The sequence below is a fragment of the Klebsiella sp. 141240 genome, from assembly GCF_050600805.1.
In the GTDB taxonomy this organism is placed as follows: domain Bacteria; phylum Pseudomonadota; class Gammaproteobacteria; order Enterobacterales; family Enterobacteriaceae; genus Klebsiella; species Klebsiella aerogenes.
The window spans coordinates 401,372-413,020 of the sequence record NZ_JAQIRK010000004.1 but is presented as its reverse complement, the minus strand read 5'-3'; the positions used below and the strand labels follow the sequence as shown (position 1 = coordinate 413,020).

At 56.1% G+C, this 11,649-nt stretch carries 11 protein-coding genes; 8 read left to right on the top strand and 3 right to left on the bottom strand.

Features of this window, described 5'->3' with window-relative positions; all coding sequences use genetic code 11:
* The first annotated feature begins 189 nt into the window (after window positions 1–189).
* The gene (manA, locus tag PGQ95_RS10530) at window positions 190–1,368 is read left to right on the top strand and encodes a mannose-6-phosphate isomerase (protein WP_430917994.1); all 1,179 of its coding nucleotides are present in this window, start codon (window positions 190–192) and stop codon (window positions 1,366–1,368) included.
* 97 nt (window positions 1,369–1,465) lie between these two features.
* A complete protein-coding gene (locus PGQ95_RS10525; protein WP_213794740.1) occupies window positions 1,466–2,959 on the top strand; it encodes a YdgA family protein in 1,494 nt (497 codons plus the stop codon).
* Between the two features lie 57 nt (window positions 2,960–3,016).
* Here the strand turns inward: PGQ95_RS10525 and PGQ95_RS10520 are convergent, their stop codons facing one another.
* Window positions 3,017–4,045, bottom strand: coding sequence for a Mal regulon transcriptional regulator MalI (locus PGQ95_RS10520; RefSeq protein ID WP_015705245.1), 1,029 nt, complete (start codon window positions 4,043–4,045; stop codon window positions 3,017–3,019).
* Window positions 4,046–4,218: 173 nt separating this feature from the next.
* Between PGQ95_RS10520 and malX the strand changes: the two genes are divergently transcribed.
* The 5 genes from malX (at window position 4,219) to yedF (ending at window position 8,946) form a co-directional block, all read left to right on the top strand.
* A complete protein-coding gene (gene malX, locus PGQ95_RS10515; RefSeq protein ID WP_113374681.1) occupies window positions 4,219–5,811 on the top strand; it encodes a maltose/glucose-specific PTS transporter subunit IIBC in 1,593 nt (530 codons plus the stop codon).
* A gap of 48 nt (window positions 5,812–5,859) precedes the next feature.
* Window positions 5,860–7,044 (top strand): MalY/PatB family protein, encoded by a 1,185-nt coding sequence (locus PGQ95_RS10510; RefSeq protein WP_430917991.1) that lies wholly within the window; start codon window positions 5,860–5,862, stop codon window positions 7,042–7,044.
* A 92-nt stretch (window positions 7,045–7,136) separates the two neighbouring features.
* Window positions 7,137–7,340 (top strand): putative selenium delivery protein YdfZ, encoded by a 204-nt coding sequence (ydfZ, locus tag PGQ95_RS10505; protein WP_015705242.1) that lies wholly within the window; start codon window positions 7,137–7,139, stop codon window positions 7,338–7,340.
* A 164-nt stretch (window positions 7,341–7,504) separates the two neighbouring features.
* Window positions 7,505–8,716, top strand: a complete 1,212-nt coding sequence (yedE, locus tag PGQ95_RS10500) for a selenium metabolism membrane protein YedE/FdhT (protein WP_430917989.1) — start codon at window positions 7,505–7,507, stop codon at window positions 8,714–8,716.
* Window positions 8,713–8,946, top strand: coding sequence for a sulfurtransferase-like selenium metabolism protein YedF (gene yedF / locus PGQ95_RS10495; RefSeq protein WP_015366840.1), 234 nt, complete (start codon window positions 8,713–8,715; stop codon window positions 8,944–8,946). The genes yedE and yedF overlap by 4 nt, the downstream gene beginning before the upstream one ends.
* Before the next feature lie 33 nt (window positions 8,947–8,979).
* On the opposite strand, the gene PGQ95_RS10490 is transcribed toward yedF, so the two are convergent.
* Window positions 8,980–10,206, bottom strand: coding sequence for an NADH:flavin oxidoreductase/NADH oxidase family protein (locus tag PGQ95_RS10490; protein WP_430917987.1), 1,227 nt, complete (start codon window positions 10,204–10,206; stop codon window positions 8,980–8,982).
* 80 nt (window positions 10,207–10,286) lie between these two features.
* Here PGQ95_RS10490 and PGQ95_RS10485 point away from each other — a divergent pair, with 80 nt between their 5' ends.
* A complete protein-coding gene (locus PGQ95_RS10485; protein ID WP_087858494.1) occupies window positions 10,287–10,715 on the top strand; it encodes a MerR family transcriptional regulator in 429 nt (142 codons plus the stop codon).
* Here PGQ95_RS10485 and metQ read toward each other — a convergent pair whose 3' ends face one another.
* Window positions 10,716–11,531, bottom strand: coding sequence for a methionine ABC transporter substrate-binding lipoprotein MetQ (metQ, locus tag PGQ95_RS10480; RefSeq protein ID WP_430917985.1), 816 nt, complete (start codon window positions 11,529–11,531; stop codon window positions 10,716–10,718).
* Between the last annotated feature and the right edge of the window lie 118 nt (window positions 11,532–11,649).

The following is an 11,649-nucleotide window of genomic DNA, read 5'->3' as shown; positions in this document are numbered from 1 at the left end:
TCACTTACTGCTTGGCTGATTATGTTTCAGGCAGACACTCCATTTGCCTGTAGAAAAGCGAGTCGATCAATCTTACACAATTTTTTAACAAAAACTGAGACAAGGACGACTTTTTCTTTCAGCAGTTGCTTCTCGACGATTTGTTGGTTTAATAGAGCCAACATTTTTATGTGGAAACAGGGATTGAGAATGCAGAAGCTCATTAACTCAGTGCAAAACTATGCATGGGGAAGTCACACCGCGTTAACCGACCTTTACGGTATCGCCAATCCGGACAACCTGCCGATGGCGGAATTGTGGATGGGCGCACATCCCAAAAGCAGTTCGCGGATCCTAAACGCCAACGGCCAGCCGCAGTCGCTGCGCGAGGTCATTGAGGCCGATAAAAATGCCCTCCTCGGCGCTAACGTCGCCGAGCGTTTTGGCGAACTGCCGTTCTTGTTCAAGGTACTGTGCGCCGCCCAGCCGCTCTCCATCCAGGTTCACCCGAACAAACGCGCGTCGGAAATTGGCTTTGCCAAAGAGAACGCCGCGGGTATTCCGCTGGATGCCGCCGAGCGTAACTATAAAGATCCCAACCATAAGCCGGAACTGGTCTTCGCCCTGACGCCGTTCCTCGCCATGAACGCGTTCCGCGAATTTAATGAAATTGTCGCGCTGCTGCAGCCGGTTGCCGAGGCGCATCCGGCAATTGGCGAATTCATTCAACAGCCGGATGCAGGGCGTTTAAGCCAGCTGTTCGCCAGCCTGCTGAATATGAAAGGTGAGGAAAAAGCGCATGCGCTCAGCGTGCTGCAAAACGCCCTCGACCGCGAACAGGGCGAACCGTGGCAGACCATTCGTCTGATCGCTGAATTCTACCCGGATGACAGCGGCCTCTTCTCCCCGCTGCTGCTCAACGTGGTGAAACTGAACCCTGGCGAAGCGATGTTCCTGTTCGCCGAGACCCCGCACGCCTACCTGCAGGGCGTCGCGCTGGAAGTAATGGCCAATTCGGATAACGTGCTGCGCGCCGGTCTGACGCCGAAGTACATCGATATTCCGGAACTGGTGGCGAACGTGAAATTTGTCGCCAAACCTGCCTCTGAGCTGCTGACTCAGCCGGAACAACACGGCAGCGAGCTGGATTTCCCAATCCCGGTCGATGATTTCGCCTTCTCGTTGCACGAGCTGTCCAGTAATGAGGACTCTCTGGCGCAAGAGAGCGCCGCGATTTTGTTCTGCGTGGAAGGCGAAGCGACGCTACGTAAAGGCGAGCAGCGCCTGACCCTGCAGCCGGGTGAATCGGCGTTTATCGCCTGCAACGAATCACCGGTACTGGTCAGCGGCCAAGGTCGTCTGGCGCGCGTGTTCAATAAGCTTAAGTAAGTTACTGAACTTTTAATCCGCAGTTGCTAGACTTCCCCCATCATGACAACACAACCAGGCGGCATGTTCCGCCTGGTTTCATTTATGGACAAATGCTATGAAAAAAACGTTGGTCGCCGCGGGAGTTATCGTCGCGCTCGGAGTCGTCTGGACAGGCGGAGCCTGGTTTACCGGTAAGCAACTGGAAAACCGTATTGCAGAAATGGTGCAGCAGGCGAATGCCCAACTGCAGAGCAACGCGCCGGAAGCTGGCGTAGAGTTGAGCTATCAAGACTACCAGCGCGGGTTATTCAGCAGCCATCTGCAATTGGTGGTGAAGCCGCAGGCCGGTAAAGAACACAGTCTATTGGCCGCCGGTCAAAGCCTGGTGTTTGACGAAAAGGTCGATCATGGTCCCTTCCCGCTTGCCTCGTTAAAATCTTTTAACCTGGCGCCGGCAATGGCCTCCGTCAACACCACCCTCGTGAATAACGATGCCAGCAAAGCGCTGTTCGATATTGCTAAAGGACAAACGCCGTTTAACATCGACACCCGCATTGCCTACAGCGGCGATACCCAGTCGGCCATCTTCCTTAACCCGCTGGATTACGCTAAAGACAATGAAAAAGTTATCTTTAGCGGCGGCCAGTTCCAGCTCAATGCCGATCGCGATGGCAAAACTATTAGCCTGAGCGGCGAAGCGGCCAGCGGGCAGATCAACGCGGTCAACGAATACAACCAGAAAGTTCAGCTCAGTTTCAGCAACCTGAAGGCTGACGGCGCCACCGAAATGACCTCCTTTGAGGAACGTATCGGCAAGCAGAAGATTTCCCTTGAAAAACTGGCTATCGGCGTTGAAGGTAAAGAGCTGGCGCTGCTGGAAGGCATGAATATCGACGGCCGCTCTACGCTCTCCGATGACGGCAAGCGTATCAATAGCCAGCTTGATTACAACCTTAACAGCCTGAAACTGCAAAATCAGGATATGGGCCGCGGCAAACTCACCGTTAAGCTGGATAATCTCGACGGTCAGGCGTGGCATCAATTCAGTCAGCAGTATAACGCCCAGGCGCAGGCGCTGATGGCGAAACCCGAGCTGGCGCAGAATCCGGAGCTTTATCAGCAGGCGTTAACCGAGATCTTCTTTAGCTCGCTGCCAATTCTGTTGAAAGGTAATCCGTCGCTGACGATTTCTCCGCTGAGCTGGCAAAACGCCAAAGGCGAAAGCACCCTGAATCTGTCGGTGCTGATGCAGGATCCGGCGCAAACGACCGCCGCGCCGCAGACCGTCGCCGATGAACTGGACCGCAGCGTTAAATCGCTGGACGGCAAGCTGGTGATCCCGGTGGATATGGCCACCGCCCTGATGACGCAGATTGCCGGGCTGGAAGGCTACCAGCCGGAGGATGCGGCGAAACTTGCCGATCAGCAGGTCAAAGGGCTGGCGGCGATGGGGCAGATGTTCCGTCTGACCACAATGGAAGATAACGCGATCACCTCCAGCCTGCAGTACGCCGACGGCCAGGTCACGCTAAACGGGCAGAAAATGCCGCTGGCTGATTTCGCCGCCATGTTCGGCCTGACGCTCCCCACCGCCGAACCGCAGCAGTAAAAAAATGTCCCGGGCTGCAGTCAGGTAGCCCGGGAACACCTTAATCGATGGCGGCCCCTACTTTCTGATAACCAGCCGCGGCGGCATAATCTGATTACGCGCGCTGCCTTGCCCCTCCTCGAGGCGGCGTAAAATACACTCCGCCAGGCTGTTCCCCATCTCACGGGCGGGGGTGGTCACCCAGGTCAAGGGGACATCATCGAGCGCCGCTTCCGGCACTTCGGCAAAGGCCGCCAGCGCGATGCGTTGCTCAAAATAACTTTCCACGCTACCCTCGCCGCTCTGCCGCCCGGCGCGCAGCAGACCGAACCACGCCCCGGTGGCGATGACGCTGTTATAGCAAAGTACCGCGCTGATGGTCGGATTTTGCCGCAGCAGCGCGATCATGGCTTCCGCCGCCTGCTGCTGACTGGAGCCACACTCGACAACCCATTCGCTATGAAACGGCAGTCCGTACTTCAATAAGGTGGCGCAATAGCCGCCCACCCGTTCAGCGCGGGTCAGGGACGCGCTTTGTCCGCCAAGCCAGGCGATGCGCTGATGACCGCGGCGAATCAGATGTTCCGTTACCATTTGCGCCGCCTGCATGTTATCCGGGCGGATCAGGTCGATATCGTCCAGATAGCTGGCGCGGGAGGCAAAAACCAGCGGCATCCCTACTTCGGCGGCACGATCGCGCAGCTCGCCGCCCTTGTCGATAGCGCCGGCGATAATCACCCCGTCAACCCCCTGCGAGACCAGCGTTTCGAAGCGCTGGAGCATTTTCTCGCCGCGATGCCCGCCCTGGGTGAGAAATACCATTTTACCCTGTGATTCCAGCGCATCGGTCAACCCGGCGGTTAGCTCGGCATAGAACGGCTTCGACAGATCGCTAACGATAAGGCCAATCACCCCGCTTTGCCCGCCGCGGAGCGACGCCGCCTGGCGATTACGCACAAACCCGAGTTGCTCAATGGCCTGGTTGACGCGCTCGCCGGTGGCCGAAGAGATGCGCCCTTTACCGCTGAGCACCAGCGATACCGTACTGACCGAGACGCCAGCCGCCAGCGCCACATCATTGATGGTTGTCTTTTTTGCGATAGCCATAACGACTGGCTGACTCCCTTTGCCTTTCGATAAAACGTTTTATCAGTATGTTATCTTTATAAACCTTATTATCGCTTGATTATGTGATTTTTATCGCACTAAAAAATGGTAAAACGTTTTATCTTGCCGCTACGTTACATCCTATCGACCCTTTTCAGAACCAGGATTCGTGTATGACGGCGAAAACAGCACCAAAAATTACCTTATGGGAGTTTTTCCAGCAGTTAGGAAAAACCTTTATGTTGCCCGTGGCGTTGCTCTCGTTTTGCGGGATCATGCTGGGGATCGGCAGCTCGTTAAGCAGCCACGATGTGATTACGCTGCTGCCGTGGCTGAACGTGCCGCTGCTGCAGGCGATTTTTGTCTGGATGAGTAAAGTCGGCTCATTTGCTTTTAGCTTCCTGCCGGTCATGTTCTGTATCGCAATTCCGCTCGGCCTGGCGCGTGAAAACAAAGGCGTCGCCGCTTTCGCGGGCTTCGTCGGCTACGCGGTCATGAACCTCGCGGTCAACTTCTGGCTGACGGCGAAAGGCATCCTGCCGACGACCGACGCGGCGGTCCTCAAGGCCAACAACATTCAGAATATTATTGGTATTCAGTCGATCGACACCGGGATCCTCGGCGCGGTGATCGCCGGTATTATCGTCTGGATGCTGCACGAACGCTTCCACAACATCCGTCTGCCGGATGCGCTGGCCTTCTTTGGCGGCACGCGCTTTGTGCCGATCATTACCACCGTGGTGTTAGGCCTGGTCGGTCTGGTCATTCCGCTGGTGTGGCCGGTGTTCGCGATGGGTATCAACGGACTAGGACATGTTATCAATAGCGCCGGCGATTTTGGCCCGATGATCTTCGGCACCGGAGAACGCCTGCTGCTGCCGTTTGGCCTGCACCATATTCTGGTGGCGCTGATCCGCTTTACCGAAGCGGGCGGCACCATGGACGTTTGCGGCCACAGCGTCAGCGGCGCGCTGACTATCTTTCAGGCGCAGCTGAGTTGCCCGACGACGCACGGCTTCTCTGAAAGCGCGACCCGCTTCCTGTCACAGGGTAAAATGCCCGCCTTCCTCGGCGGCCTGCCCGGCGCGGCGCTGGCGATGTACCACTGCGCCCGCCCAGAAAACCGTCATAAAATTAAAGGGCTGCTCATTTCCGGCGTCATTGCCTGCGTAGTCGGCGGTACCACTGAGCCGTTGGAATTCCTGTTCCTGTTCGTCGCGCCGGTACTGTACGTCATCCACGCCCTGCTGACCGGCCTTGGTTTCACTATCATGGCGGTACTTGGCGTCACCATCGGCAACACCGACGGCAACATTATCGACTTCGTGGTGTTTGGCATCCTGCACGGGCTGTCGACCAAGTGGTATATGGTACCGGTTGTCGCCGCCATCTGGTTCGCGGTGTACTACGGTATCTTCCGTTTCGCCATCACCCGCTTCAACCTGAAAACGCCGGGCCGCGATATCGAAACGGCGACCAACATCGAAAAAGCAGTTGCCGGAACGATTGGCAAATCAGGTTATAACGTGCCGGCGATTCTGGCCGCGCTCGGCGGTGCTGATAATATCGTCACGCTCGATAACTGTATTACCCGCCTGCGCCTGTCGGTGAACGACATGAGCAAAGTCGATACCGCCGCGCTGAAAGCCAACCGCGCAATCGGCGTGGTCCAGCTTAACGATCACAACCTGCAGGTGGTCATCGGCCCACAGGTTCAGTCGGTAAAAGATGAAATGGCCACCCTGATGAATACCGTTCAGGCCTAAACATACGCCCCCTCTCACCCGGAGGGGGCTCTCGCGAAGGACGTTCAGATGTTTGATTTTGCCACGCCAGTGGACCGCCACGGGACCTGGTGCACCCAATGGGACTATGTTGCCGACCGTTTCGGCGCCGCCGACCTGCTGCCGTTCACTATCTCCGATATGGATTTCGCTACCGCCCCTTGCATTATCGACGCCGTCAGCCAGCGACTGGCGCACGGCGTTTTTGGCTATAGCCGCTGGAAAAATGACGAGTTTCTCGGCGCCATCAGCCACTGGTTCGCCAGCCGTTTTCATAGCCCCATTGACCACGAGGCCATCGTTTACGGCCCGTCGGTTATCTACATGGTGGCCGAAATGATTCGGCAATGGTCCAATCCGGGCGACGGCATCGTGGTCCATACTCCGGCTTACGACGCGTTTTACAAAACTATCGACGGCAACCAGCGACGCATTGCCCCAGTCGTACTCAAGCTTGATGAGGGTGAGTGGCGCTGCGATATGAACGAACTGGAAGCCGCGCTCGCCCATCCCGACAACCGCATTTTGCTGCTGTGCAGCCCGCACAATCCGACGGGCAAAGTCTGGAGCCGCGACGAACTGACCACCATGGCGCAGCTGTGCGCGAAGCATAACGTCCGGGTTATTAGCGATGAAATTCATATGGATATGACCTGGGGCGAACACCGTCATACCCCCTGGTGCGCCGTTGCGCAGGGCCCCTGGGCGCTGTTCACGTCGGGCTCAAAAAGCTTCAATATCCCGGCATTTACCGGCGCCTATGGGCTCATCGCCGATACCGCTTCGCGCGATGGCTATCTGCAAGCGCTGAAAGGCCGCGATGGTCTATCTTCTCCGTCGGTTCCGGCGCTGGTCGCGCATATCGCCGCCTATCGTCAGGGCGCGCCATGGCTGGATGCGTTACGCGATTATCTGCAGGAAAACATGCGCTATATCGCCGAGCAGCTGAATCAGGCCTTCCCGCAGCTAAACTGGCAGCCGCCACAGGCCACCTATCTGGCGTGGATCGATCTGCGTCCACTCGGTATCGACGATCGCGCGCTGCAAAAAGCGCTGATTGAAGAGCAAAAAGTCGCGATCATGCCGGGTTATACCTATGGCGAAGAGGGTAACGGTTTCATCAGGCTAAATGCCGGATGCCCGCGGGTGAAGCTTGAGAAAGGGGTTCAAGGATTGATTGCCGCTCTGCGATCATTGCGCCCTGAATTAAAATAATTTTGATATACCTCAAAAACTTTTTAACCACACAGGAGTATTAAAACAACGCGAAACAATCACGTCCGAATGACAATGCAGAGGAGGAAATGATGAAAACCTACGATCGTAACCGTAATGCTATTGACGCTGGCAGCCGGGTCATGGTGGCCGACAGCGGCGCGACGGGAGTGATTAAGGCCATTCATGGCGCTAATAAAAACAGCGAACAGCTGCGCCGCAGTGACTGCGTAGAATTAGACGGTAGTCATGAATTGTATTGCCCATTGAATCTTATTCGCCTGGGCTTTAATTAATTCCAGCGTTGTTGATTTAAGGCCGCCCTGACTGGCGGCCTTTTTCATGAGGCATTCTTCCCGCTTTTGATCTCGTCGAGTGATTCTGAAAGCTAAGCGGCGTATTATCGCGGCTCTTCAAGCCCTTTCGGGGCGAATTACCTTCTGAGTTCAGAGGCATTTCTATGACATGGCATCAATTCAAACAAGCCTGGCTAATTAAGTTTTGGGCGCCAGCGCCTGCGGTGATCGCCGCCGGTATTCTTTCTACTTACTATTTTGGCATTACCGGTACATTCTGGGCAGTCACCGGCGAATTTACCCGCTGGGGCGGCCAGCTGCTGCAGATGATGGGCGTCCCGGCCGAAAACTGGGGTTACTACCAATTAATCCATCTCGAAGGTACGCCGTTAACGCGTATCGACGGTATGATGATCCTTGGCATGTTTGGCGGCTGCCTGGCCGCCGCGCTGTGGGCGAATAACGTCAAGCTGCGGATGCCGCGTAGCCGCATTCGCATTTTCCAGGCGCTGGCCGGCGGCATTATCGCGGGCTTCGGCGCCCGGCTGGCAATGGGTTGTAACCTGGCGGCTTTCTTCACCGGGATCCCGCAGTTTTCCCTGCACGCATGGTTCTTCGCCATCGCCACCGCCATCGGGACCTGGTTCGGCGCGCGCTTTACGCTGCTGCCTGTTTTCCGTATTCCGGTCAAAATTGAGAAAGTCTCCGCGGCCTCGCCGTTAACTCAAAAACCCGTGCAGGCCCGCCGCCGCTTTCGTCTGGGAATGCTGGTATTTGTCGCTATGATCGGCTGGGGGCTACTGACCGCCGCCAATCAGCCTAAACTGGGCCTGGCCCTGCTGTTCGGCGTTGCCTTTGGCCTGCTCATCGAGCGAGCGCAAATCTGTTTCACCTCCGCCTTTCGCGATATGTGGGTGACCGGGCGCACCTATATGGCCAAAGCAATCATCTTCGGGATGGCGGCCAGCGCCATCGGTATCTTTAGCTATGTGCAGCTCGGCATGGAGCCCAAAATCATGTGGGCCGGGCCGAACGCGGTAATTGGCGGCCTGCTGTTCGGTTTCGGCATCGTACTGGCCGGTGGTTGCGAAACCGGTTGGATGTATCGCGCCGTTGAAGGCCAGGTACATTATTGGTGGGTCGGGTTAGGCAACGTTATCGGCTCCACCCTGCTGGCTTACTTCTGGGATGATTTATCGCCGACGCTTGCCACCAACTGGGATAAGATTAACCTGCTGACGACTTTTGGTCCGTTCGGCGGCCTGCTTATCACCTACCTGCTGCTATTTATCGCGCTGATGTTGGTCATCGCCTGGGAAAAACACTTCTTTCGCCAGAAAAACACTTCGGCGACCCGTATTAAGGAAACCGCATGAAAGAGATCGTTCCTGATTACCGCCTCGATATGGTTGGTGAACCTTGCCCCTACCCGGCCGTGGCCACGCTTGAAGCAATGCCGGCACTAAAAAAAGGGGAAATACTTGAAGTGGTGAGCGACTGTCCGCAGTCAATCAACAACATCCCGCACGATGCTAAAAATCACGGCTATACCGTGCTGGATATTCAGCAGGATGGGCCGACGATCCGCTATCTGATTCAAAAGTGACGAGAAGGGCCGGTAGCGCGCTACCGGCTGTCATTACTTGCCCGCCATCCAGCGCCGATAACGTTTAGCCTGCCGTTTCGCCGTCAGTTGCGCCGTCAGCAACGCCCACAGCGGTGAGACCTGCGGCCGCACCGCGCGGTGGCGGCTTAACCGCTGCAGCTGATATTTCACCGCCGCCATATGCGCGCTGGCGGCAATGGCCTTGTTCTTCCAGTTACCCTGACGCAGCAGTGGCGCATCGTACTCCCCCTCACGCCAGTACTGCGCCAAATTGGGCACAATCGCCATCGCCGTGGCGATCCCCACCAGCGCAACTCCGCTATTCACCACCCTTTCCGCCACTTCACGCCGCCGCACGCCGCCGGTGACCATTAGTGGAATGGTCGCCACTTCGGCGATCTGCTCGGCAAACTGCAGGAAGTAAGCTTCCCGCGCCAGCGTTCGCTCATCACGCATGGCGCCCATCATCGCCGGCGCTTCGTAGCTGCCGCCGGAAAGTTCGACCAGATCGACGCCGCTTTCCGCCAGCATTTGCACCACCGTCCTGGCATCGTTATTCGAAAAGCCGCCGCGCTGGAAATCCGCTGAGTTGAGTTTAACCACCACGGTAAAATCCGCCGCCACCGTCTCGCGGACGCCGCGCACGATATCCAGCAGTAGACGGGCGCGATTTTCAATGCTCCCGCCATATTGGTCGGTGCGCTGGTTACTGAGCGGCGAGAGGAACTGGCTCAGCAAATAACCGTGGGCGGCATGGATTTCGACGCCGTGAAATCCAGCGCGTTCCGCTAACCGGGAGGTGGTGATGAACCGTCGCGTCACATCGGCGATATCCTTCTCATCCATCGCCCGCGGCAGGCGAAAGCGCGAAGATTGCGACCCAAGATCCAGCGCCAACGCCGAAGGGGCCAGCGTCTCCTGTCCCAGGCCCGCAGGCATCTGTCGCCCAGGATGATTGATCTGCATCCACACCTGCGCGCCATTCGCCCGTGCCGCCTGCGACCAGGCGCGGAACTTGTCGAGATGTCGTTCATCTTCCAGCACCACGCCTGCCGGGCCGGTCATCGCCCGGGCGTCCACCATCACATTACCGGTAATAATCACCCCGGCGCCGCCCTGCGCCCAGGCCTGATAAAGCATGAATAATTCCGTTGACGGCGCATGATCGGCATCGGCCATATTTTCTTCCATCGCCGCTTTAGCGATGCGGTTGTTAATGACGACGCCAGAGGCCAGTCGTAGAGGGGTAAAAAGGGTCATGTCAGGGCTCCAGTCAGTGAACTGGACAAACCATAACCTTAAAGTTAAGTTTAAGGTCAAGCAGCTTATGAGGAATAAAAATGAATATCGGTACACTGGCAAAACGCAGCGGCCTGGCGCCTTCGCGGATCCGTTATTACGAGCGGGCGGGGATCCTCAAAACCGTGCAGCGTAAAGCCAATGGCTATCGCAGCTATCCGGAAGAAACGCTGGTCGTGCTGGGACTGATTACTACCGCTCAGGCGGCGGGATTTACTCTTGAAGAAATCGCCGCCCTGTTACCGTCCGATCTCAACCACTGGGACCGACAAACGCTACTCACCACCCTGCAACAAAAAGTGGCGGATATTGAAAAACTGGAACAGAAACTCGCGTACGGTAAAGCGCAGCTGGTAAGCGTTATTGATGAGATACAACAGAAGCCGGATGACATTGACTGCGCCGCTAATGCGCGGCGCGTGTTATCTCAGGTGCTGGATGTGCAGGACCGGACGGCGAAGGAAGAATAGCTACCAGCCTTTCACCGCATCGCCTTTATACAATTCGGCGGCGGCGTTGGCGACTTCGTCGGTCTGGTAGGCTTTCACCAGGTTCTTCACCTTTGCGCTATCTTTATTATCGTCGCGGCTGGCAAAGATATTGACGTACGGTGAATTTTTATCCTCAATGAACAGACCATTACGCGTCGGCGACAGCCCAATCTGGCTGGAAAAGGTGGTATTAATGATAGCCATTGTCACCTGTTTATCATCCAGCGCACGGGTCAGCTGCGGCGCTTCAATCTCGACGATTTTCAGCTTCTTTGGGTTATTGACGATATCCAGCGCGGTTGGCAGCAGGCCTACTCCCTCTTTCAGAGTGATAAGCCCCTGATTCTCCAGCAATAGCAGTGAGCGTCCAAGGTTGGTTGGGTCGTTAGGCACCGCCACCTGGGCGCCGTCCGGAAGCTGCGAAATAGCGGTGATTTTCTTTGAATAAGCGGCTATCGGATAGACAAATGTGGTACCAACATCCACCAGCTTATAGCCGCGCTCCTGAATCTGTTTATCCAGATAGGGTTTATGCTGGAAAGCATTGATATCGAGATCGCCATTGTTCAGCGCCTCGTTTGGCAGAACGAAATCATTGAAAGTCACCACCTCGACATCGAGATTATATTTTTGTTTGGCGACTTTTTGCACCACCGCCCAGACTTGCTGATCGATACCCGCGCTAATCCCCACCTTAATATGATTAGGATCCCGATCTTTTGGCCCACACCCCGCCAGTAGCAACGCGCCAACGAGAGCCAATGAATGAGTAAAACCTTTAAGTGAAAAAGCCATTTTCCCGGTGTCCTTTTAATATAGCCTGCTGACGATGGCAGGAATTTCAGTCCGGGACACTATATATAAGCGTCTTACTAAGATTAAATACTGATTCTCTATGACTAATAGCGAAACG